We start from the raw sequence: 23,317 nt of genomic DNA on the forward strand, positions 1-23,317 counted from the left end.
GCCTAGAATCCGAGAATTTCCTTGCCGAGTGCGAACACCGGCAGGGCGGCGAGCACGCCGTCGATACGATCCAGCACGCCGCCATGGCCCGGAATCACCGCGCCGGAGTCCTTGGCGCCGGCGTGGCGCTTGAGCAGGCTCTCGAACAGGTCGCCCAGCACCGAGGCCAGCACCGCCACCGCCGAGACCAGCACCAGCTGCGGCACATGCGCCAGGGTCAGCCCGGCCAGCCAGCCGAATGCGCAGGCGACCACGATGCCGGCGAGCATGCCGCCGAGCAGGCCTTCGATGGTCTTGTTGGGGCTGACCCGCGGCGCCAGCTTGTGCTTGCCGAACGCGCGGCCGGCGAAATACGCCCCCGAGTCGGCCGCCCACACCGTGGTCAGTGCGGTCAGCAGCCACAGCTTGCCCTTGTCCGGGTTGGCATGCAGCAGCACCAGCGCGGCCCAGGCCGGCAGGACCGCCAGGGTACCGGCGGCGAGCTTGAGCGCGCGCGCCTGGCCATTGCCGTGATCGGCACCGAAGGTGAAAAAGCGCAGCCACAGCAGCGCCAGCAGCCACCAGGCCACCCCCACCAGGGCGGCGATCTGGAACAGCACCATGGAGCCGGCCGAGGCCCACACCATCAGCACCATCAGCAGCAGGTTGAGCATCAGCAGCACGGTGCGCGGCAGGCTGTCGTCGATGCCGGAGAGCTTGAGCCACTCCCACAGGCCGGTCAGGAACAGGATCGCCGCCAGCGCCGCCAGCCATTGCGTGGGCAGCAGCACGATCGCGCAGATGGCGAGCGGCGCCATGATCAGCGCGGCAATCACGCGGGTCTTGGTCATGCGGAGGAGCTCTCCGTCGCCTTGTCGGCGATCTGGGCGCTGGTCAGGCCGAAGCGGCGTTCGCGCCCGGCATAGTCGTCCAGTGCCTGCTGCAGCACGCCGGCATCGAACTCCGGCCACAGGGTTTCGGTGAACCACAGTTCGGTATACGCCAGCTGCCACAGCAGGAAATTGCTGATGCGGGTGTCGCCGCCGGTGCGGATGAACAGGTCCGGCGCCGGCAGATCGGCCAGCGCGACGCGGCTGGCCAGCAGCGCTTCGTCGATCTGCTGCGGCTGCAGGCGGCCGGCCGCCACGTCTTCGGCCAATGCCCGCGCGGCCAGCGCAATGTCCTGGCGGCCGCCATAGCTGGCGGCGATGCTCAGCACCAGCCGCGCATTGGCGGCGGTGACGCGCTCGGCGGCGGCCATGCGTTCGCGCAGCGGCGCCGCGAAACGGCTGCGATCGCCGATGAAGCGCACCTGCACGCCGCGCCGCTGCAGTTCGTCGACCTCACGATCGAGCGCGTGCAGGAACAGCTTCATCAGCGCATCGACTTCCTCCTGCGGACGGCCCCAGTTTTCACTGGAAAACGCGAACAGGGTGAGCGCCGAGACGCCTTTTTCCAGGCAGAAATCGATGGTGCGATTGACCGCACGCGCGCCGGCGCGATGACCGATCATGCGCGGACGCCGCCGACGCTGCGCCCAACGCCCGTTGCCATCCATGATGATGGCAATGTGGCGCGGCACGGCGGCAGCGGAAGGTGCTGGATGCATGGCAGGCGATGCCACGATCAGACCGTCATCAGTTCCTGTTCCTTGGCCTTGACGACCTCATCCACATCCTTGATGGCCTTGTCGGTGAGCTTCTGGATGTCGTCTTCGGCACCGCGCGCCTCGTCTTCGGTGACCGCCTTGTCCTTGAGCAGGTCCTTGACCTGCTGGTTGGCGTCGCGACGGATGTTGCGGATGGCCACCTTGCTGTCTTCGCCCTCGCCATGCACGGCCTTGCTGAGCTCCTTGCGGCGCTCCTCGGTCAGCGGCGGCAGGTTCAGCCGGATCACGGTGCCGACCACGGTCGGGGTCAGACCCAGATCCGAGGCGTAGATCGCCTTTTCCACGTCCTTGATCATGCCCTTGTCGAACAGGCTGATGACCAGCGAGCGGCCTTCGGAGACGCTGATGCTGGCGACCTGGTTGAGGGGGGTGTCGGTGCCGTAGGCCTTGACCTTGATGCCGTCCAGCAGCGCCGGAGAGGCGCGGCCGGTGCGCACGGTGGTCAGGGAATGGCGCAGAGCATCGATGCTCTTGGTCATGCGCGTCTGCGCGTCTTGTTTGATCTGGTTGAGCATCGCCGGAATCCGTGTGGAGCTGAATCCGGAGATTATAGCCGGGACTGGGGTTTCACGACTCGCGGGTCGTCAGGACCCGCGCAGCCGGTTCACTTGCCGGCGCCGCTTGCCGCTGGAGGCGCTCGACGGTCAGGCGTCAACGCAGGCGTCAGCACTGCGCTTTGACGATTCCCGATTCCCCAATCCCGATTCCCGATTCCCGCCCTCAGCCCCGGCCCTGCACCAACGTGCCGATCTGCTCGCCATGCAGGATGCGCAGCAGCACGCCGGGCTCGCTCATGCCGAAGATGCGCAGCGGCAGGTCGCTGTCGCGCGCCAGCGCGAAGGCGGCGGTGTCCATCACTTCCAGGCCCTGCAGGATGACCTGGTCGTAGCTCAGGCTGTCGTAGCGCACTGCGTCAGAATGCTTCTTCGGGTCCTTGTCGTAGACGCCGTCGACCTTGGTCGCCTTCAGCAGCAGGTCGGCGCCGATCTCGATCGCGCGCAGCGCCGCGCCCGAGTCGGTGGTGAAGAACGGATTGCCGGTGCCGGCGGCGAAGATCGCGATGCGGCCCTTTTCCAGATGGCGGATCGCGCGCCGGCGGATGAAGTCCTCGCAGACATCGTTGATCTTGATCGCGCTCATCACGCGCACCTTGGCGCCGAGCTTCTCCAGCGCGTCCTGCATCGCCAGCGCGTTGATCACCGTGGCCAGCATGCCCATGTGGTCGCCGGTGACGCGGTCCATGCCGCTGGCGGCCAGGCCGGCGCCGCGGAAGATGTTGCCGCCGCCGATCACCAGGGCGACCTGCGCGCCGGCCTGCTGGGCTTCGATCACTTCATGGGCGAGGCGGTTGATGACCTTGGGATCGATGCCGTAATCCCCGTCCCCCATCAGCGCCTCCCCGGAAAGTTTGAGAAGAATGCGGCGATAGGCAAGTTCAGACATGGGGAGACCTCGGTGTTGGGGGATCGGCAAACGCCGGCAAGTCTAGCGGAAGCCTGTCACCGGGCGTGGTAAAAATTCGGTAGTTGGCGATGCCGTGATGCGTTGCTCAGTGCGCGCGCGGAGGCTGCGGCGTCGGCACGTCGGTCGCATCGTAGGCGGTGACGCGGTTGCGGCCGCGATGTTTGGAGCGATACAGCGTGCTGTCGGCGGCCTGCAGCAGATGCTCGATGCTCTCGAACTGCCGGTCGCCACCGCCGTGGGTGGCCAGTCCCGCCGAGAAGGTGATATGCAGCGGGCCGCCCTGCAGTTGCGCCATCGGCGTGCGTGCGGTCTCGGCCAGGATGCGCTCGACCACCATCAACGCCGCCTCGGCTGCGGTGTTGGGCAGGATCACCAGGAATTCCTCGCCGCCGTAGCGGGCGACCAGGTCGCTGGTGCGCACCATGCGCTGCAGCGTCTGCGCGAAGTTGCGCAGCACCTCGTCGCCGATCAGATGGCCATGCGCATCGTTGACGCGCTTGAAATCGTCCAGGTCGATGAAGGCGATCGACAGCGGCCAGTTCTGCCGCGATGCCAGTTCGAACTCGTGCGTGAGCGCGGTGCCGAGCTGGTGGCGATTGAACACGCCGGTCAAGGCATCGCGGCTGGCCTGTTCGGCCAGATGGCGCATGCGGTTTTCCGATTCGTCGGCATGCCGGCGCGCTTCGGCCACGTCCTGCAACTCGCGCAGGCTGCGCAGCATCGCCAGCTCGCGGGCCTGCTCGAAGATCATCTGGATGTGCTCGGGCTGCGGCACGCGGATGTCGAACAGGGCTTCCAGTTCGGGCAGCGATTCGGCGATGCGTTCGATCACCTTTTCGAAGCGTTCGGCATCCAGTTCCAGCACGTCCTGCGCCTGGCGCTGCGCGTGTTCGGTGGCCGCCGCCGCACTGGCCGACAGCCAGATGTCCGCCAGGCGTCCGGACAGCGCGACACAGGCCATGAACGGCTCCAGGCTGGCGGGCTCCTGCTCGCTTTGGGCGATGGCGTTCTGCAGGTACGGCGGCAACTGCCACTGATGCGCGAGCCATGCGCCGACTTCGGCATGGGTGGCGCCCAGGTGCGCGCGCTCGGCCTCGATCAGCGCGGCGTCGTCGGGCGCCTGCGCCAGCAGCGGCGCATACAGCTCGGGCGCGCCCTGCAGCAGGGCGAGCTTGCCGATGTCCTGCAACAGGCCGGCCAGCATGAGTTCTTCGGGTTTGCGGATGCCGTAGGCCTGGCCGAGGATGCGACTGGCCAGCGCGCACAGGCCGGCACGGCGCCAGATGCGCTCATGCAGCGGATGCGCGGTGAAGGTGCTGCGCACGCCGTGCACCATCGAAAACCCCAGCGCCAGGCTCAGGGTCGCGTTGAGCCCGAGCATGGTCAGTGCCTGGCCGAGGTTGTCGATGCGGCGGCGGCTGGCGTACAGCGGCGAATTGGCCACCCGCAGCATGCGCGCGCTCAGGGCCATGTCCATGCCGATGACGTTGGCCGTGGTGGTCATGTCCACGTCGGGGTCCTGCGCCAGCTCGATGACGCGCAGCGCAACGCCCGGGGGCGAGGGCAGGTTGCGGCAGTAGTGCAGGGCGGCCTGTAGATCTGGTTGCATGGGTCATCGCCGACGGTGGGCGCAAGCATACCGCTGCGCTCGTTAATGGGGCACGCCATGCTCTGCCGTCGCCGCGCGGCAACGCGTGCGCGATGGGGGCGGAAAAGCCTGGTCGGCATCCAGTTCTAGCGGCAACCGCCACTACATCTGTAGAGTTGAGGCCGGTCGCGGGCCCGGCGGATGCGTTCGCTTCAGCTTCGCGCTTTCATGGGCCTGCGCGACAGTGTCGGGCCCAAAAAAAAGCCGCGGCAGGCCGCGGCTTTCTCTATGCAGTGGCGAGGATCAGGCCAGGCCGGCCTGCTTCATCACTTCGGCGGCGTAGTCTTCCACCACCTTCTCGATGCCCTCGCCAACGGCCAGGCGCTGGAAGCCGACCACCTCGGCACCGGCAGCCTTGACGGCCTGCTCGACGGTCTGGTCGGTGTTCAGCACGTACGGCTGGCCGTACAGCGTCACTTCGTTGACGATCTTGCTGATCTTGCCGCTGATGATCTTTTCCAGGATCTCGGCCGGCTTGGCCTTGTCCTTCTCGGACATCTTGGCCAGTTCGATTTCCTTTTCCTTGGCCACGAACTCGGCCGGGACATCGGAGGCCTTGACGTGCGGCGGGTTCATCGCGGCGATGTGCATGGCGATGCCGCGTGCCAGCTCGATGTCGCCACCCTTCAGCTCGACCAGTACGCCGATGCGGCCGCCGTGCACGTAGGCTGCGACGTTGTTGGCGCTGTCGATGCGGACCAGGCGACGTACCTGCAGGTTCTCGCCGACCTTGGCGATGACCGCGGCGCGACGCTCTTCGATGGTCTCGCCGCTGTCGAGCTTGACGCTCTTGAGCGCTTCGGCATCGGCGGCATCCGAGTTCAGCGCGGCGGTGGCCACGGTCTCGGTGAAGGCCAGGAAGTTCTCGTCCTTGGCGACGAAGTCGGTTTCGGAGTTGACTTCGACCAGCACGGCCTTGCCGCCGGCCTGTGCGGTGGCGATGCGGCCTTCGGCGGCAACGCGGTCAGCCTTCTTGTCGGCCTTGGCCAGCCCCGACTTGCGCAGCCATTCGGCAGCGGCGTCGATGTCGCCTGCGTTTTCGACGAGTGCCTTCTTGCACTCCATCATGCCGGCGCCGGTGCGCTCGCGCAGTTCCTTGACCAGGGAAGCAGTGATTTCCATGGAATTACCTCATATGGACGAATGCGTGCGGCGGAGTGTTCCGCCGGTAGGAGACGGCGCAGCCATGCCGGCCGCCCCCGTAGAAATGTTCAGTGGCCTCAGCGACGGGCCGAGAGGGCGCCGTCGGGGCTGCGGCCGCACAGCATGGTGCGGCCGCATTGCAGGCCGATTACTCGGCAGCCGGAGCGGCCGCGTCGGCCGCCGCGTCAGCCTTCTTGTCGCCCTTCTTGGCCGGAGCGCGACGGCCCTTGCCTTCGTCGGCGGACTCGGCCGAGAACTCTTCTTCGCGGACCGAAGCGGAGTTCGGCGCAGCAGCCTTGCCTTCCAGCACGGCGTCGGCAGCGGCGCGTGCATACAGCTGCACGGCACGGATGGCGTCGTCGTTGCCCGGGATGGCGTAGTCGACCAGGGCCGGGTCGTAGTTGGTGTCGACCACCGCGATCACCGGAATGCCGAGCTTCTTGGCTTCCTTGATGGCGATGTCTTCATGGCCGATGTCGATCACGAAGATCGCGTCGGGCAGACGGTTCATTTCCTTGATGCCGCCCAGCGAGGCGTCCAGCTTCTCGCGCTCGCGACGCAGGCCCAACACTTCGTGCTTGATCAGCTTGTCGAAGGTGCCGTCGGTCTCGGCCGACTCCAGTTCCTTCAAGCGCGCAACCGACTGCTTGACGGTACGGAAGTTGGTCAGCGTGCCGCCCAGCCAGCGCTGGGTCATGAACGGCATGCCGCAACGCTCGGCTTCTTCCTTGATGGACTCGCGCGCGCTGCGCTTGGTGCCCAGGAACAGCACGGTGCCACGCTTCTGCGCGATCGAGGAGAGGAAGTTCATCGCGTCATTGAAGAGCGGAACGGTCTTCTCGAGGTTGATGATGTGGATCTTGCCGCGCGCGCCGAAGATGTACGGCGCCATCTTGGGGTTCCAGTAGCGAGTCTGGTGGCCGAAATGGACGCCGGCTTCCAGCATCTGACGCATGGTGACTTGGGGCATTGAGGTAACTCCTGATAGCGGAATCTACGTGCGCGGATTGGACTTTGAAGAGTCCGCACATGGATGTGCGGGCCCTTGCGAAAGGATGCGCACAAACGATTCCGGGGTTGGGCTTCCCTGTCGCCTCCGTGACGAACCCCTGGTGGGGGCACCCCGGCACGGATGGCGGCGGCAGGTGTGAATTCGTCGATGACGTCCGACGTGAACGACGTAATGCGCGAGCGGCGCAAGACGGCCGGCCGAGTATAGCCGGTGGAGCGGGCGCACGCAATTGGCGAATCGGGAATCGGGAATCGGGAATCGGGCAAGCTTAGCTCCGTGCGCGTCCACAAGCCCACGAAGGATCAGCTACCGCGATGCGCTGTACCAAATCCCCAATCCCGAATTCCCAATCCCCAGAGCTCACGGCTCCAACGCTAACGTCGTCTCGATATCGCTGTTGATGCGCGCCACGAAGCGGCCATTGCCGGCCGGCAGGTTGGCGGGCAGTGGCCATTGGCGGGTCTGGCCAGGCAGTACGTAGCCGGCGAGATCATCGCAGATGCTGCGGCGGGTGCCGCTGTCATCGATGTAGGCCAGGTCGGCCAGCCTGGCATGGCCGAGCCCGGCGTTGTGGACCTTCAGCGCGCGGCCGCTGCCCTGGCCCGACAGGCTGGCCTGCAGCAGCGGGCGCGGGTCGCCGGGCTGGCTGGGCAGGGCGAACACCGGCGTGGAATAGCGCAGCAGTTCGATGTCGCTACCGGTGGCGTGCTGGGTCACCACCAGCCGGTAGCTGTCTTCGCTCTGCACCGGGCTGGGACCCAGGCGGATCACCCGCAGCAGTTGCCGGCCTTGCGGAGCAATTTCGAAATGCGCCGGGCTGACGGTGGCGGCGGTGGCCGGTTCGAGCAGCTCGCGGTCGCCGTCCTGGCGCCAGCGGTAGAGCTTGGCTTCGGCGCGCCACGGCAGTGTCGCCTGGTTGTAGAGCCAGACGGTGGCCTGGTCGCTGTCGGCGGGAATGCGTGCGGTGGTCGGGGCGATGGCGATCTCGGCGCCGACGGCGCTGCCACCGATGGCCAGGCCGGCCAACGCCAGCGCCAGCAGACCGCAACAGGAGCGAGCCGCGGCCATGGTCAGAACGCGATCGTGGTGATGCGCGCGCTGCCGGCGGGCGCTGGCCCGGCAAGCGCGCTGGCATCCTGCCCGGTGCTGGTGGCGGCGGGGGCGTCGGCGCTACTGGCTGGCGGGGCGATCGCCATCGGCGTGCCCCGGGAACAGCTGGCGCGCGGCGGCGCAGTGCGCAGTTCGCAGCCGCTGAGCAGGCGCAGGCCGATGTGCAGGGTGAAGTTTTCCGGGCCGCGAGCGGTGGCCGCGTTGGCTGCGGGAGCGCTCGCGCTGCAGACGAGGGCGACCAGCGTCAGGCGCTTCAACAGAGTGACCAGCGTCATGAAAGCAGTCGTTTGCATTGGAGACGCAACAAATAGCGACGCCCCCGATGCGAACTTTATTAACTGTCAGTAAGTGATGGAGACGGTCACCGTGTCGTTGTAGGCGCCGGCAATGGGCTGCTGCGGTGCCGGCGCGCGGCCGTAGACGGTCACCGTCTGCGCGACGCCGTTGCCGGTGCCGCTGAGCGTATCGACGCCGATACTGGTGCCCCAGCGGTTGCCGCGGCCGGCGTCGCGATACAGCTCGTAGGCGATGTAGTTGGCACTGCTGGCGTGGCGCATGCGCCGGACGCTGCCGGTGGCATTGATGCCATCGCCCAGCCCGATATTCCAGGCAGTGCGGTTGGTGCACGACAGGCTGATGGTGGAGGTGCGGTCGATGGCGGTATCGATGGTGCCGGCAATACTGCCGAAATCCAGGTCGGTGGTGACGTAGGTAGTGCAGCGTGCCGGCACGTTGGCCGAGGCCGTGAACGGGAAGGCGTTGCTGGCGGTCTTGGCGCCGCTGCCGCCGGCCGTGCAGCTGCTCGGCGTCGGCGGGACACCGATGACGCTCTCGTTGTAGGAATAGCGCAGCACGGTGTCGGCACCGCCGAAACTGCTGGTGTGGGTTCCCACCGACAGCATCTGGTTGGCCGGAATGCGCCCGTACAGGGGAATGCTGGCCGTCTGCGAGCCGCCGGTGACCACCGGAACGGCGTAGGACAGTGTGACCAGGCGCGGCGAGGGCGTCGTCGATCCGGTGGCGCCCCAGACCTGGGTCCGCGTGGCCTCGCTGTAGATCTGGAAGTCCAGGCTGTCGCTGGTGGGGTTGAGCATGCGGCGCGGCGCGTACAGCCCGTTGCTGGCGCTGCCCGGCCCGAGGTCCAGGCACAGACTCACCTGGGCATAGCCCAGCACGCTGAGCGCGGCGGTCGCGCAGGAGACGTTGAGTGTTGCCACCGCATCGGTGGTGCCGTTGGCCGCCACGTTGCCGAACGCCAGCGGGGTACCGAGGGTGACGCTGCAGGTGGTGTCCGCGTGCGCGCCCTGGCAGGGGGCAAGCCACAACGTTGCGATCGCCAGCGCAACGACCAGGCGCCACGGTGCGGGCAGGCTCATGGGGTTTGCTGCTCGAGGACGCAGGGCAGCGGGCCGACCCGCGGAATGCCGCCGGGGTTGGCCGGGTAGGTAAAGCGGGCGCTGCAGCGGCCGGTCGGCAGCTCGACCAGGATGCGGTTGTCGCTCTGCAGGTTGTCCAGATAGGTCTCGCCGTCATAGCCGACCACCACGCGTTCGGCATCGCCCTCGCGCTGCACCACGCTGCCGACCGGCAACGGCACGCCCTGGGCGTCGTGCAGCACGATCATGGCCGCGCGCACCCGGGTGATGCCGAAGCGCACCGCCACCCCGGACTGCTGGCGCGGTGTCACCGCGGTATCGACGCGGTCCACGCGCAGGTCCGCCGGCAGGTTCAGGGTGTCGATGGACAGCTGGTTACGCTGCCACGACTGCAGCGGGGTGACCAGCAGCATCCCGCGCGCATCGGTGACGCCGATCGGGCGATTCTCCAGCCGCACCGGAATGCCGGGCTGGCCGTCGGTGGAGACCACCGCAAAGGCATCCTGGATGTCGCGCGCAGCGAAACCGCGGCCGTTCATCCACACCAGGCTGCCGCTGGCGCTGGCATAACCGAAGTTGGCGCCATCCTGGTTGGCGACGCCGAGGTTGTAGCGGCCGATGCGGTTCAACCACCCCAGTTCGGCCAGGCCGCCGTTGGCATCGTCGCCGGCACGCCCCTGCAGGCGCCAGCCGATCCCGCCCAGGTCGCCGTCGCCGGGCAGCGGCTGGCTGAGATCGGCCACCAGCCCGGTACGGTTGCCGTTGCGTTGCATCGAGGCGCTGGCCTGGCGCAGCTCGCCGAAGGTGGTCGACAGCGACAGGTACAGGCTGCGGTCGCTGCGCACATCCAGGTTCTGGTTGCCGGACAGATTGGCCGCCCAGTTACGCCCGAAACTGCGCGACCAGAACAGGCTCGCATACCGCGAAGTGTCGCCTTGCGGGTAGCTCAGCCGCACATAGCTGGTGCCCAGCGAGCCGACCGGATTGACGTTGACGCCGAACACCGCGCGGTCGCTGATGCGCGCCGGCAACGCGCCCTGCAGCGCGCCCAGGTCGCGATAGTCGCCGTGGGTGCGCTGGGTGCCGACAGCGAAGTTGAAGCGACGGTTGTTCCAGGCATATCCCAGCACGGACTGGCCGCCGCGCCGCGCATCCATCCGGCTATGCGCGTAGGCCGCATTGACCACGCCGCCCACGCCGAGCAACCACACGCCACCGGCACCGGCATTGACCACGCCGCCGCCGGCCTCGGCATGCGCTTCGATGGTGAAATCCTCGCGCAGGCCCTTGCGCAGCGTGGCGCTGGCGACCGTGCGCGACTCGTAGGAAAACGAGCGCAGGCCGTAGTCCTGGCGCAGATGGCCGATGCCGGCCGACCACTCGGAAATGCCGCGCGCCAGCAGCTGCGGCGTGCCATAGAAGGCGAAGTCCAACCGGCGCACCTGGCCGAACGCATCGGTCACCACGATCTGCGCCTGCCCGGTGCCGCTGATGCCGGGTTGCGCGGCCAGCTGGAACGGGCCGGCCGGTACCTGGCCGCTGTACTGGCGCAGGCCATCGACGTAGAGCTCCACCGTCGACGGCACCGCCGCCTCGCCCAGGAAGCTTGGCGTGGGGGTCAGCACGCGGTACGGCTGCAAGGCGTAATTGCGGCCGATCTGTATCCCGCCCAGGCGGATCGAGCGGCTCCAGTCGACAAAGCCGCTATAGAAATCGCCGACCGTCAGGCTGGTGGCGCTGTCGGGGAAATCCATCTGCCAGGCGCTGTCCAGGCGCACCGCTTCGCTGCGCCAGCGCTGGTCCTGCGGGCGGTCGTAGGCCAGGAACACCGCGGTGGTATCGACCATGCCGCGGCCGATGCCGAAGCCGCGCAGTTCGGTCGCCAGCGACACGCTGCTGGTCCCGGCATTGCGCGTTGCATAGACGTCGTAATTGAGCAGCATGCCGGGCGAGGCTGTGGCGCTGGGCGGCGCAACCTGTTCGGCCTTGAGTAACGTGGTGGAGAGCGACAGCTGTGCCAGCGGCACCTGCAACGCAAGCCGTTGCAGCGCAGCGTCGTAGCGCACCTCCACGTCGGGCAGGCGATCCAGGTCGACCAGCTCGCTGGCGGCGCGGTCGGCCAGCACGAAGCCCAGCTTGCGCAGCGTGTCCACCGAACCGCGCAGGTGGCCGTCCACCAGTTCGAACGGTGCCAGGCCGCGGTCGGCCTGGTTGAGGGTGACATCCAGATATAGCGTCTGCGGCAGGGTCGCGACGTTTTGTGGCGCCTGATCGGGCAATGGCGCCGTATCGACCAGATCGCCGGAGGCCGCATGTGCCAGACAGGTGGCGGTCGCAAGCAGCGTCATCGCCAGCCGGCCCGCGTCACGGCGCTGCCGGCGCGGCCAACAGGGTGCGTTCGTCCGCCTCACCATTGATCCTTGCGATGATGGTGCCGCGGCCGAACTGGGCAAGCGGCGCTCCCAGCGACCAGCGCATGGTCTGCCCGGGCAGGACATAGCCCACCAGCCCGTTCAATGCGGTCCTGGTCGTGCCATCGACCCGATGCTGCAGGTCGGCGACCTGGGCGTGCCCCTTGCCGGTGTTGCTGATCTGCACCTGCGCATTGCCATCGCTGCCGGCAATCACCTGCGTGCTCAGGCTGGGCGTGGATTCGGTCTTGCCCGGCGGCAGCAGGAAGATCGGCACCGAGTAGCGCAGCACGAACTGCATGCCCTTGCGATCCGCATCGGCGTTGGGCAATTCGTCGACGATGATGCGGTAGCAGGCCTCCTCGCTGGTCGGCGCAGGCCCGGCGCGAATCACCCGAATCAGCTGGCGCTCGCCGGCGGCCAGCGTGCGCATCGGCGGGCTGACCAGCAGTTCCTGGGTCGGGTCGAGCTGGTCCTTGCCGTCACGCTGGGTCCAGCGATAGGCGCGGGTCTGCACCTGCACCGGTGCGCTGCCGCTGTTGCTCAGCCAGAGCCCGTCGGCGGACTGCTGTGCGCTCAGCGTCAGCGAAGTCGGTGCCAGTTGCAGGCTGGCCGCACGGGCCGGCTGCAGCGGCATGCCGCTGCCAAGCGCCAGTGTCAGGCTCAGTCCGGCCGTGACCAGCCAGTCCGGCATCCGGTAGGACAGGCGGTGGGGCAATGGCATGCGCGCGCTCAGTAGACGATCGTGGCGGTGATGGTGTCCTGGTAGGTACCGGTCGCGGGATTGTTGGCCGACGGGTTGGTCACGCGGCCGTAGACCGGGTAGACCTGGTTGATGCCGGTGGCGGTGCGGCTCAGCGTATTGGTGCCGGTGGTGCTGCCCCACACCGTGCTGCGGCCCAGATCCTGGTACAGCTGGTAGGCGATGAAGTTGTTGGTGGTGACCAGCGCATCGGTGTTCTTCATGCGGCGGGTGGTGACGTCGTTGGCGGTGCCGGCATTGCTGCCCGCGCTCAATGCGATGTTGTAAGGGGTCAGCGCGGTGCACTGCGCGGTCACGCTGCCGTTGGCGTCGGCATTGGCCGTGGAGGTGGACAACACCGAGCCGAAGTCGACGTCCGTGGCGGAGGCGGCGGTGATGGTGCAGGCCTTGGTGACGGCGATCTTGACATTGAATGTGGTGGTATCTGCTGCACTGGCAGCGCCAATGGTCGCGAGCAGGCCGAGGGATAGCAGGACAGGGCGGACAGTACGCATGGACATTTCCTTGACCGGTGTGGTCATTGGTGGCGCGACGACTTGTCGCCCTGCCTCCAATGCATCAGCTGTGCCAAAGATTACCCCGAATAATTGGGCTATCCCGCTGTTTATCATGAGAGTTTGTGCAAAATTGCGATGTCTTTCGGATGACTCCGCTGACGGACTTTTTGACGCGAGCGGTAGCGCGTCACACATGAATGCGCGGCGCCGCCAGATTCCTGCCGCCCCGTCCGTCTGGGTGGCTGACTAGCTGGTTGATCGCAGCCGGATCAAAAACAGCATGCGCAGGTCGTTCAGATTCAGCCCGAATCGGCGATAATCGCGGCCATGAGCGTCAATCTGAAAACCAAAGAAGAAATCGAACTGATGCGCGTCGCCGGCCGTCTGGCCGCCGAAGTGCTTGATGTCGTGGCGCCGTACGTGCAGGCGGGCGTGACCACGGCCGAGCTGGACCGCATCTGCCACGACCACATCGTCAACGTGCAGGGCACCATTCCCGCCAACGTCGGCTACCGCGGCTTTCCCAAGAGCGTGTGCACCTCGGTCAACAACGTGATCTGTCACGGCATCCCGAGTGCGTCCAAGGTCCTGAAGGACGGCGACATCGTCAATATCGATGTCACCGTCATCAAGGACGGCTGGCATGGCGACACCAGCCGCATGTATTACGTCGGCACGCCGTCGGTGATGGCCAAACGGCTGGTGGAAACCACCTACGAGGCGATGTGGCGCGGCATCCGTGCGGTCAAGCCGGGCGCAACGCTGGGCGATGTCGGCCACGCGATCCAGAAATTTGCCGAAGCCGAGCGTTTCAGCGTGGTGCGCGACTATTGCGGCCACGGCATCGGCAAGGTCTACCACGACGAGCCGCAGGTGATGCATTACGGCCGTCCCGGCGAAGGCCTGGTGCTCAAGCCCGGCATGACCTTCACCATCGAGCCGATGATCAACGAAGGCACCTACCACCATAAGACCCTGCCGGATGGCTGGACCGTGGTCACCAAGGACCGCAAGTTGTCCGCGCAGTGGGAACACATGGTCGCGGTGACCGAAGACGGCGTGGATGTGCTGACGCTGTCGCCGAACGCTCCCGCTCCGGTATGACGGCCACGCCGGCGGAACGACCCGACCCGGGTGTCGCCGGCGATGCCGAGTGGGCCGCGCAAGCGCGTCCGCTGCTGGTGCATGCCGACATGCGGCTGTGCAAGCGCTTCGACCAGGGCGAGCCGATCGAACGCCTAGTGGCCTTGCGCGCCCGCGCGGTCGATCAATTGATGCGCAATGCGTGGACGCGCTGCATCCCGGCCGATGCCGGGCTGTCGTTGCATGCGGTGGGTGGCTATGGGCGCGGCGAACTGTTCCCGCGCTCGGACGTGGATGTGCTGGTGCTGGGCGAGAGCGGCGTGCAGCAACAGCACGAGCAGGCCCTGGCGCGGCTGTTCGCCCTGCTGTGGGATGTGGGACTGCCGATCAGCCACGCGGTGCGCTCGCCGGCGCAGTGCACCGCTGCGGCCGCCGATCAGACAGTGCTGACCGCCTTGATCGAATCGCGCCCGCTGGTGGCCGACAGCCCGGCGCGTGCCGCGCTGGCGGCAGCGATTTCGCCGCAACAGGTGTGGCCGGCGCGCGAGTTCTTCCAGGCCAAGCGCGAAGAGCTGCTGGCGCGGCACCAGCGCTTCGGCGATACCGCCGACAATCTGGAGCCGGACATCAAGGACGGCCCCGGCGGTCTGCGCGATCTGCAGACCCTGGGCTGGATGGCGCTGCGCGCGTTCGGGGTCAAGGATCTGGAGGCGCTGGTCGGGCTCGGCCATGTCGGCTTCGACGAGGCCGCAGCGCTGCGGCGCGAACGCGAGGAGCTGGCGCGCTTGCGGTTCGGCCTGCATCTGGTCGCCAACCGGCCGGAAGAGCGGCTGGGGTTCGATTACCAGAAGACGCTGGCCGAGCGACTGGGCTTTGCCGACGACCCGGAAAGCCTGGGCGTGGAAAAGATGATGCAGCGCTTCTATCGCAGCGCTGCGTTGATCCGCCGCATCAGCGACCGCTTGCTGCAGCGCTTCGAAGAACAGTTCGACGGCGAGGCGGTGCCGGAGCCGCTCGGCGAGGGCTTCAGTCTGCGCCGCGGCTATCTGGCTGCGGATGCAGAGGAGTGGCCGGCCGGCGATGTGCTGCAGGTCTTTGCGCTGTTTGCGCAGTGGGCGGCGCATCGCGAGGTACGCGGGCTGCATTCGCTGACCGCGCGCGCGCTGGCCGAGGTGCTGCGCGAGTTGCCCGCCTACGACGTCGCCGATGCGACCGCGCGCGAGCGCTTCATGGCGCTGCTGCGCGGCCCGCGTGCGGTGGAATCGCTCAACCGCATGGCGCGCCTGGGTGTGCTGGGCCAATGGATTCCGGCATTCGCCAGCGTGTCCGGGCGCATGCAGTTCGACCTGTTCCATGTCTACACGGTGGACCAGCACACCTTGATGGTGCTGCGGAACATCTCGCTGTTCGCCGCCGGTCGCGCCGATGAGCGTTTTTCGATCACCCACGAAGTCTGGCCGCGCCTGCGCAAGCCGGAATTGCTGTTGCTGGCCGGCCTGTTTCACGACATCGCCAAGGGCCGCGGCGGCGATCATTCCGAGCTGGGCGCGGTGGATGCGCGCGCGTTCTGCCAAGCGCATCGGCTCAGCGAAGGCGATACCGCGCTGGTGGCCTGGCTGGTCGAACAGCATCTGCGCATGTCGGTGACCGCGCAGAAGCAGGACATCTCCGACCCGGAGGTGATCCACCGGTTCGCTACCCTGGTCGGCACGCGCGAGCGCCTGGATTACCTGTATCTGCTGACCTGCGCCGATATTGCCGGCACCAGTCCCAAGTTGTGGAACGCATGGAAGGACCGCCTGCTGGCCGACCTGTATTTTGCTGCGCGGCGCGCATTGCGCGAGGGCCTGGAACATCCGCCGCCGCGCGAAGAGCGCCTGCGCGAAGCGCGCGAGTCCGCCCGTGCGCTGATGCAGGCGCAAGGCCACGAGGATGCCACCATCGACCGCCAGTTCGCCGGCATGCCGGATGAAAACTTCCTGCGCTTCCGTCCCGAGCAACTGGCCTGGCAGGCGGTGTCGCTGATCGAAGTGCAGATCGGCCAGACCATGGTCAAGGCGCGGCGCGCGGTGCCGGACAACGACGCGCTGGAAGTGTTCGTGTATTCGCCCGATCGCGATGGTTTGTTCTCCGCGATCGTCGCCACGCTGGATCGCAAGGGGTATGGCATCCATCGTGCCCGCGTGCTGGATGCGCCGCACGATGCGATCTTCGACGTGTTCGAGGTGCTGCCGCAGGACAGTTCCGCCGATGGCGACCCGCAGCGCCTGGCCGCGGCCCTGCGCCAGGTGCTGGCCGGCGACCTGCACCAGGTGCGGCCCTCGCGGCGTGCGGTGCCGCGCCAGCTGCGCCACTTCCGCTTTGCGCCGCGCGTGGAATTCAGCGAAAGCGCCGGTGGCCGCCGCACCCGCATCAGTCTGGTCGCGCCCGATCGCCCCGGCTTGCTGGCCGATGTGGCCCACGTGCTGCGCCTGCAGCACCTGCGTGTGCACGATGCGCGCATCGCCACCTTCGGCGAGCGTGCCGAAGACCAGTTCCAGATCACCGACGAGCACGACCGCCCATTGCCCGAATCCGCCCGGCAGGCGCTGCGCGATGCGCTGTGCGCCTGCCTCGATCCCACCAAATAGTCCGTCCGGAGACCCCCATGGCCACCAGCAAGAAGACCGCGCGCACGCAGGGCGCGACCCCCACCAGCGCAGCGCCCAAGCGCGCGACGCGCAAGAGCGGCAAGGCGCCCCAGGCGCCGGCCGTCGACAAGCGCAAGGCCACCGCGGCGGCTGCTAAGCCCGTGGCCGCCAGCAAAAGCGTTACCAAGCCGGTGACCAAAAAAAGCGCGACCAAGCCGGCGACCAGTGCGGGCCCGCGCGTGGCCAAGCAGCCGGCCAGCGTGGTGTCCGCACCGGCGGCCAAGAAGGCTGCAACTGCGAAGAAACTGCCGATCGCCGAAAAGGCCGTACGCGGCGCTGCAACGCCGCTGGGCAATGACGAACTCAAGTTCGGCATCGAAAGCGCATTCGAGCGCCGCGCCAGCCTGACAGTCGACGAGATCGACGGCTCCACCCGCGCCATCGTCACCCGCGTCATCGACGGCCTGGAAAGCGGCGAGTTCCGCGTCGCCGAGCCGGACGGGCAGGGCGGCTGGACCGTCAACGAATGGTTGAAGAAGGCGGTACTGCTGTATTTCCGCGTCAACGAGATGGCCGTGATCGACGCGCAGCCGGCACCGTTCTGGGACAAGGTGGAGTCGCGTTTTGCCGGCTTCGGCGAAGCCGAGTTCCGCAAGGCCGGCGTGCGCGTGGTGCCGGGCGCTGTGGCGCGGCGCGGCAGCTATTTCGGCAAGGACGTGGTGCTGATGCCGAGCTTTACCAATATCGGCGCGTACGTGGGCGAAGGCACCATGGTCGATACCTGGGCCACGGTGGGGTCGTGTGCGCAGATCGGCGCGCATTGCCATCTGTCCGGCGGCGCCGGCATCGGCGGCGTGCTCGAACCGCTGCAGGCCAGCCCGACCATCATCGAGGATCATTGCTTCATCGGTGCGCGGTCGGAAGTGGTCGAGGGCGTGGTGATCGGTCACCACAGCGTGATCGGCATGGGCGTGTTCATCGGCCAGAGCACGCGCATCTACAATCGCGCCACCGGCGAGATCTCCTACGGTTACGTGCCGCCTTACAGCGTGGTGGTGTCCGGCCAGCTGCCGTCGAAAGATGGCTCGCACTCGCTGTATTGCGCGGTGATCGTCAAGCAGGTGGATGCCAAGACGCGCAGCAAGACCAGCGTCAACGAATTGCTGCGCGGCCTGGCCGATTGAGTACCGCGCAGCCTGCGCGCGGCACCATGCTGTCGCGGCCGCTCAGTGGCTGGGTCGGTTGGGGCATCCCGGCCCTGTGGTTGGGATGGGTGGCGCTCTACGTGGCCGGCTCGCTGCTGCGCGATGGCGTGCCGCAGCGGCTGGACGCCCTGCGTTGGCTGGCGCCTGCGCTGGTAATGCTGATGACCCTGCGTCTGGCATGGGCGTCCAGCCGCTGGGCGCAGGTCCGCGATGCGGGCGATGCGCTGGAGATCGTGCAACAAGGACGGTCGCAGCGCGTGGACCTGGCCGAGTTGCGTTCGGTCGATGCGGCATGGCTGATTCCGCCACGGCGGATGGCGCTGAAATTCCACGGCACACGCGCCGATGTGCTGTTCCTGCCCGCACCCGGGCAGGAACACGATCAACTGGCAACCACCCTGTTGGCGCGTGCAAGCGCGCGCCGCGGAGTCGAAAAGGCGACGACATGACCACGCTCTATGGATTGAAGAACTGCGACACCTGCAAGAAGGCGACCAAGTGGCTGGACCGCTTCGGCGTGGCCTACAGCTTCGTCGATTACCGCGAGCACACGCCCGCGCCGGAGACGTTGCTGGATTGGGCCGGCAAGGCCGGCGGATTCGAGGCCTTGATCAACAAGTCCTCGACCACCTGGCGCCAGCTGCCCGACAACAAGAAGACGCCCGGTTCGGACGCCGAATGGAAGCTGCTGCTGCGCGAATACCCGCAATTGATCCGCCGCCCGGTGGTGGTGAGCGACGATGGCGCGCTCAGCCAGGGCTTCTCCGACAACGGGTTCAAGGCACGCTTCAACATCGCCTGATGGCGCCACCGCGTCATCGGCTCGCACAGGCCTGTGCGGGGCGGCGCGTGGAAGGCAGGCGACCCGCCGATGCCGGCGGCCCAGGTGCATCTTTACCGGAAGGACGAACATGACCAGCGACGTACTGCAACTGACCTGCGAGCTGATCGCACGCGCCTCGGTGACACCGGACGATGCCGGCTGCCAGGCGCTGCTTGCGCAGCGCCTGGAGGCCGCCGGATTCGCTTGCGAGCACCTGCGCCTGGGCCAGGTCGACAATCTGTGGGCCACCCATGGCAGCGGTGCGCCGGTGCTGGTGCTGCTCGGCCACACCGATGTGGTGCCGCCGGGACCGCGCGAGGCCTGGACCAGCGATCCATTCGATCCGCAGATCCGCGATGGTGTGCTGTACGGACGCGGCACGGCCGACATGAAGGGCAGCGTGGCCGCCTTCGTGATCGCTGCCGAACAGTTCGTCGCCGCCCATCGGCAGCATGCCGGCACGCTGGCGGTGTTGCTGACCTCCGATGAAGAAGGCGATGCCATCGATGGCGTGCGGCGCGTGGCCGAGCTGTTCCGTGCGCGCGGGCAGGCGATCGACTGGTGCATCACCGGCGAGCCGTCGTCCACCGAACGGCTGGGCGACCTGCTGCGCGTGGGCCGCCGCGGCAGCCTGTCCGGCACGCTGACGGTGAAAGGCGTGCAGGGGCATGTGGCGTATCCGCACAAGGCGCGCAATCCGATCCATCTGGCAGCGCCGGCACTGGCCGAGCTGGTGGCGCGGCAGTGGGACGAGGGTTTCGAGAGTTTTCCGCCGACCAGCCTGCAGGTGTCGAACATCCATGCCGGCACCGGCGCCAATAACGTGATTCCGGGCGAGCTGCAGGTGGCCTTCAATCTGCGCTACACCCCGCTGTGGGATGCGCCGCGGCTGGAAGCGGAAATCGCCGCAGTGCTGGATCGCCACGGGCTGGACCATGCGCTGCGCTGGCATCGCAGCGGCGAGCCGTTCTACACCCCGGAAGGGCGCCTGCGCAGCGTCGCACGCGAGGTACTGGGCCAGTTCGCCGGCGCGCCGCCTGAGGAAAGCACCGGCGGCGGCACCTCCGATGCGCGCTTCATCGCGCCGCTGGGTGCGCAATGCATCGAAGTTGGCCCGGTCAACGCCAGCATCCATCAGGTCGACGAGCATGTGCGCGTGGCCGATCTGGAAGCGCTGCCGGCGTTGTATCGCACGCTGATCGAGCGGCTGCTGGTCGATTGACGGAGCAGTTGCCGCCGTCGTTGCCGCTGAAACAGTTGCGCCATCGAAAACGAACGGTTAGCGTCGGTCACATGGTCTTCCAGCTCGCCAACCTCAATAACGCCAACCGCAACACTCTGCGCGCGAACAATCGTGCGCGGCCGATGCGGGTCTGCGACTAGGCGAAGTAAAACCAAACGCCCAGGAATCAGAAAACCCGCATCGGCCGATGCGGGTTTTTTTATGGGTGTCATTCTCGTGCAGCACGCTTGCCACCGGCCGCCAACCCCCGCAGTTTCATCCAGGAGTGTTTCCATGTGTTCCATCTTCGGTATTTTCGGTCTGCAACCCGGTGACGATCTGCAGGCATTGCGCCGGCAGGCGCTGGAATGTTCGCAGCGGCAACGTCACCGTGGCCCGGACTGGAGCGGCGTGTATGTCGACGCCGGTGCGATCCTGGTGCACGAGCGCCTGGCCATCGTCGACCCGGCCGGCGGCTCGCAGCCCTTGTTGTCAGAAGATGGCGCGCTTGCGCTCGCGGTGAATGGCGAGATCTACAACCATCGCGAGCTCAAGCAGGAGCTGGTGCAGGCATACGCCTTCCAGACCGGCTCCGATTGCGAGGTGATCAATGCGCTGTACCGCGAGGATGCGCCGGCCTCCTACCTCAACCGCCTCAACGGCATCTTTGCGTTCGCGTTATGGGACAAGGCCGCTGGGCGGGTGATCATCGCGCGCGACCCGATCGGCGTGGTGCCGCTGTACTGGGGCCACGATCGCGAAGGCCGGCTGCGGGTGGCTTCGGAACTGAAGTCGCTGGTGGACGATTGCGCCGATGCGGCGCAGTTCCCGCCCGGCCACTGGTACGACAGCGCCACCGGTGCACTGAGTCGTTACTACGAGCGCTCCTGGCGCGAATACGCCGAGGTGGAAGGCGTGCAGGTGCAGTTGCAGGAATTGCGCGAGGCGTTCGAGCGTGCGGTGCATCGCCAGTTGATGACCGACGTGCCGTACGGCGTATTGCTGTCTGGCGGTCTGGATTCGTCGCTGGTCGCCGCCGTTGCCGCGCGCTACGCACGCCATCGCATCGAGGAGAACGACACCACCGAAGCCTGGTGGCCGCGCCTGCATTCGTTCGCGATCGGCTTGAAAGGCTCGCCGGACCTGGCCGCGGCCGAAGTCGCCGCCGCCGCGCTGGGCACCGTGCATCACGGCTTCGAGTACAGCTTCGAGGAGGGCCTGGATGCGCTGCCGGAGGTCATCCGCCATATCGAGACCTACGACGTCACCACCATTCGCGCGTCCACGCCGATGTTCCTGCTGGCGCGACGCATCAAGGCGATGGGCGTGAAGATGGTGCTGTCGGGCGAAGGCAGCGACGAAATCTTCGGCGGCTACCTGTATTTCCACAAGGCACCCAACGCACGCGAATTCCACGAGGAACTGGTACGCAAGCTGGATGCGCTCAACAACTACGATTGCCTGCGTGCCAACAAGTCGATGATGGCCTGGGGCGTGGAGCCGCGCGTGCCGTTCCTGGATCGCGAATTCCTGGACGTGGCCATGCGCATGGACGCCAGTTTCAAGATGATCGACAAGACCAGCAGCGGCGCTGCGCGGATGGAAAAGGGCGTGTTGCGCGAAGCGTTTGCCGGCTATCTGCCCGAATCGATCCTGTGGCGGCAGAAAGAGCAGTTCAGCGATGGCGTGGGCTATGGCTGGATCGATGGACTCAAGGCGCACGCCGCCGCGCATGTCAGCGACCGCGAACTGGCTGCCGCCGCCAAGCGCTTTCCGGTCAATCCGCCGCAGACCAAGGAAGCCTATTTCTACCGCACGCTGTTCGAGCAGTTCTTCCCCAGCCAGGCGGCTGCGGAGACGGTGCCGGGTGGCAAGTCGATCGCCTGCTCGTCGCCGACCGCGATCGCCTGGGATGCCAGTTTCGCCGCGATGGCCGACCCGTCCGGGCGTGCGATTGCCGGCGTTCACGAACAGGCGTTGGCGTCGTGACGTTGCTGCATCGGCGTTGAAACTCCAGCGGCCGGCATGCGCTCACGCGCTGCCGGCCGCTGCTGCGATCACTCGTGGCGCACGCAGTATCCGTAGCGTTGCGGCTCGATATCCACGCCGGCCACGTCGGCCTGGTTGTTGCGCCACACATTCGGCTTGAAGTCGGCCGCGGTGCAGTTGGCGGCGCGGTCCACACCGATGGTGTAGGTGAACGGTGTATTGGAGAAGCGGTTGTTCTCGAACACGTTGTCCTGGCTCATGCTGTTGTCCCAGCACAGGATTTCCGGCGTGCGGTAGCGGATCGCGCAGGCCAGGAACACGCCGGCGACCTTGTTGCCGTCGAACTGATTGTTGCTGAAGCGGTTGCGGCGCGCGTCGGACAGATAGATGCCCTGGCTGCCGTTGCGCTCGAAGCGGTTGTTGCGGATCTCGCTGTCTTCCAGATGCTCGGTGGTCAGCCCTGCGGCCACGTTGTCGTGGATGTAGTTGTTGACCATGGTGACCTTGGCGGTGCGATTGAACGACACCCCATCCCAGATCGCGCCGGACACATCGTTGTTTTCGATGGTGATCTCGCGGGTGTCGTACTCGCTCAGCAGGCAGGCGCTGCGGCACTTGTTGACCTGCAGGCCGGCCAGCCGGATGCCCTGGCCGGAACGCACCACCACCGCGCTATTGCTCAGGTATGGACGCTCGGGCATGAATTCCTTGTCGCCGGTGCTGGCGACGATCTGCATGTCTTCGATGCTGACATTGCGGATCACGCCGGTCGGCTGCTGGTTTTCGTAGTCGCCGACCACCAGCGCCGGTTGCTGCACGCCATCGGCCATGCGCAGCACCGTGGTCGGGCCCTTGCCGCGCAAGACGAGATTGCCGCGCTGGATCGAGACCAGGCCGTTGAGCGGAAATTCGCCTTTTTCCAGGCACAACACCGCAGGCGCATCGCCTTGCGGGAGCTTGTCGATGGCTTTCTGCAGATCCTGCCCGGGGCGCACCTTGGCGGTGCAGGCGGCGACCGGCGCCTCCGGTGGGCCGGATTTGGCGGGCGGCGCTGCCGAGCAGGCAGTCGCAACGAGCAGGGGCAACAGGGCGGAAACGGAGCGGGCAAGCTGAGGCATGCGGATTCCGGTCAGTGGGGGAGGAGGGCGATCGTGCGCAAACACGTTGCAGATCGCGACGGCCTCTAGTGTGTCCCACCGGACGTTAACGTCTGGCCGATTGCGGCCCGCCTGATTCGGCGCAGGTTCATTGCACGGCCGTGGTCGAGGCCGCAACCGTGCGTGCAGCGGCCGC

21 protein-coding genes are annotated in these 23,317 nt (G+C 67.0%); 7 read left to right on the forward strand and 14 right to left on the reverse strand.

Features of this window, described 5'->3' with window-relative positions:
- Positions 1-2: 2 nt before the first annotated feature.
- The 13 genes from XarbCFBP7408_RS03810 to XarbCFBP7408_RS03870 all read right to left on the reverse strand — a co-directional run bounded on the left by XarbCFBP7408_RS03810 (position 3) and on the right by XarbCFBP7408_RS03870 (position 13,069).
- Entirely contained in the window at positions 3-830 is an 828-nt protein-coding gene (locus XarbCFBP7408_RS03810) for a phosphatidate cytidylyltransferase (protein WP_104561530.1), read from the reverse strand.
- The gene (gene uppS, locus XarbCFBP7408_RS03815; protein WP_181106199.1) at positions 827-1,588 is read right to left on the reverse strand and encodes a polyprenyl diphosphate synthase; all 762 of its coding nucleotides are present in this window, start codon (positions 1,586-1,588) and stop codon (positions 827-829) included. The genes XarbCFBP7408_RS03810 and uppS overlap by 4 nt, the downstream gene beginning before the upstream one ends.
- 17 nt (positions 1,589-1,605) lie before the next feature.
- The gene (frr, locus tag XarbCFBP7408_RS03820; RefSeq protein WP_104561534.1) at positions 1,606-2,163 is read right to left on the reverse strand and encodes a ribosome recycling factor; all 558 of its coding nucleotides are present in this window, start codon (positions 2,161-2,163) and stop codon (positions 1,606-1,608) included.
- 205 nt (positions 2,164-2,368) lie between these two features.
- A complete protein-coding gene (gene pyrH, locus XarbCFBP7408_RS03825; RefSeq protein WP_104561536.1) occupies positions 2,369-3,091 on the reverse strand; it encodes a UMP kinase in 723 nt (240 codons plus the stop codon).
- A gap of 106 nt (positions 3,092-3,197) precedes the next feature.
- On the reverse strand, positions 3,198-4,721 hold the full coding sequence (locus tag XarbCFBP7408_RS03830) for a sensor domain-containing diguanylate cyclase (protein ID WP_104561538.1): 1,524 nt from the start codon (positions 4,719-4,721) through the stop codon (positions 3,198-3,200).
- Positions 4,722-5,003: 282 nt separating this feature from the next.
- Complete coding sequence (gene tsf / locus XarbCFBP7408_RS03835; protein WP_016902389.1) at positions 5,004-5,882, reverse strand: translation elongation factor Ts; 879 nt, start codon at positions 5,880-5,882, stop codon at positions 5,004-5,006.
- 169 nt (positions 5,883-6,051) lie between these two features.
- On the reverse strand, positions 6,052-6,873 hold the full coding sequence (rpsB, locus tag XarbCFBP7408_RS03840; protein ID WP_104561540.1) for a 30S ribosomal protein S2: 822 nt from the start codon (positions 6,871-6,873) through the stop codon (positions 6,052-6,054).
- Between the two features lie 402 nt (positions 6,874-7,275).
- Positions 7,276-7,983, reverse strand: a complete 708-nt coding sequence (locus tag XarbCFBP7408_RS03845) for a fimbrial biogenesis chaperone (protein WP_104561542.1) — start codon at positions 7,981-7,983, stop codon at positions 7,276-7,278.
- A 2-nt stretch (positions 7,984-7,985) separates the two neighbouring features.
- Positions 7,986-8,318 carry a hypothetical protein gene (locus tag XarbCFBP7408_RS03850; RefSeq protein ID WP_104561544.1) on the reverse strand — a complete coding sequence of 111 codons (333 nt, stop codon included), beginning with the start codon at positions 8,316-8,318 and terminating at the stop codon, positions 7,986-7,988.
- Positions 8,319-8,366: 48 nt separating this feature from the next.
- Positions 8,367-9,401 (reverse strand): Csu type fimbrial protein, encoded by a 1,035-nt coding sequence (locus XarbCFBP7408_RS03855; RefSeq protein ID WP_104561546.1) that lies wholly within the window; start codon positions 9,399-9,401, stop codon positions 8,367-8,369.
- Positions 9,398-11,749, reverse strand: a complete 2,352-nt coding sequence (locus XarbCFBP7408_RS03860; protein ID WP_104561548.1) for a fimbria/pilus outer membrane usher protein — start codon at positions 11,747-11,749, stop codon at positions 9,398-9,400. Before XarbCFBP7408_RS03860 ends, XarbCFBP7408_RS03855 begins: the two co-directional genes overlap by 4 nt.
- A gap of 16 nt (positions 11,750-11,765) precedes the next feature.
- Positions 11,766-12,536, reverse strand: coding sequence for a fimbrial biogenesis chaperone (locus tag XarbCFBP7408_RS03865; protein WP_104561550.1), 771 nt, complete (start codon positions 12,534-12,536; stop codon positions 11,766-11,768).
- Between the two features lie 8 nt (positions 12,537-12,544).
- Positions 12,545-13,069, reverse strand: coding sequence for a Csu type fimbrial protein (locus XarbCFBP7408_RS03870; protein ID WP_429001369.1), 525 nt, complete (start codon positions 13,067-13,069; stop codon positions 12,545-12,547).
- A 330-nt stretch (positions 13,070-13,399) separates the two neighbouring features.
- Between XarbCFBP7408_RS03870 and map the strand changes: the two genes are divergently transcribed.
- The 7 genes from map (at position 13,400) to asnB (ending at position 22,024) form a co-directional block, all read left to right on the forward strand.
- On the forward strand, positions 13,400-14,176 hold the full coding sequence (map, locus tag XarbCFBP7408_RS03875; RefSeq protein WP_104561554.1) for a type I methionyl aminopeptidase: 777 nt from the start codon (positions 13,400-13,402) through the stop codon (positions 14,174-14,176).
- Positions 14,173-16,785: a [protein-PII] uridylyltransferase gene (locus XarbCFBP7408_RS03880; protein WP_104561556.1), complete on the forward strand. Its 2,613-nt coding sequence runs from the start codon at positions 14,173-14,175 to the stop codon at positions 16,783-16,785. The genes map and XarbCFBP7408_RS03880 overlap by 4 nt, the downstream gene beginning before the upstream one ends.
- Positions 16,786-16,802: 17 nt before the next feature.
- Positions 16,803-17,969: a 2,3,4,5-tetrahydropyridine-2,6-dicarboxylate N-succinyltransferase gene (gene dapD, locus XarbCFBP7408_RS03885; RefSeq protein ID WP_181106201.1), complete on the forward strand. Its 1,167-nt coding sequence runs from the start codon at positions 16,803-16,805 to the stop codon at positions 17,967-17,969.
- Positions 17,966-18,439 carry a hypothetical protein gene (locus tag XarbCFBP7408_RS03890; RefSeq protein ID WP_104561558.1) on the forward strand — a complete coding sequence of 158 codons (474 nt, stop codon included), beginning with the start codon at positions 17,966-17,968 and terminating at the stop codon, positions 18,437-18,439. The genes dapD and XarbCFBP7408_RS03890 overlap by 4 nt, the downstream gene beginning before the upstream one ends.
- Positions 18,436-18,792 (forward strand): arsenate reductase, encoded by a 357-nt coding sequence (locus XarbCFBP7408_RS03895; protein WP_039528236.1) that lies wholly within the window; start codon positions 18,436-18,438, stop codon positions 18,790-18,792. Before XarbCFBP7408_RS03890 ends, XarbCFBP7408_RS03895 begins: the two co-directional genes overlap by 4 nt.
- Positions 18,793-18,901: 109 nt before the next feature.
- On the forward strand, positions 18,902-20,035 hold the full coding sequence (gene dapE, locus XarbCFBP7408_RS03900; protein WP_104561560.1) for a succinyl-diaminopimelate desuccinylase: 1,134 nt from the start codon (positions 18,902-18,904) through the stop codon (positions 20,033-20,035).
- A gap of 294 nt (positions 20,036-20,329) precedes the next feature.
- Positions 20,330-22,024, forward strand: coding sequence for an asparagine synthase B (gene asnB / locus XarbCFBP7408_RS03905; protein ID WP_104561562.1), 1,695 nt, complete (start codon positions 20,330-20,332; stop codon positions 22,022-22,024).
- A 68-nt stretch (positions 22,025-22,092) separates the two neighbouring features.
- On the opposite strand, the gene hpaM is transcribed toward asnB, so the two are convergent.
- A complete protein-coding gene (hpaM, locus tag XarbCFBP7408_RS03910) occupies positions 22,093-23,142 on the reverse strand; it encodes a type III secretion-associated outer membrane-bound protein HpaM (RefSeq protein WP_181106203.1) in 1,050 nt (349 codons plus the stop codon).
- Between the last annotated feature and the right edge of the window lie 175 nt (positions 23,143-23,317).

This window comes from Xanthomonas arboricola pv. guizotiae, from assembly GCF_002940205.1.
In the GTDB taxonomy this organism is placed as follows: Bacteria; Pseudomonadota; Gammaproteobacteria; order Xanthomonadales; family Xanthomonadaceae; genus Xanthomonas; species Xanthomonas arboricola_C.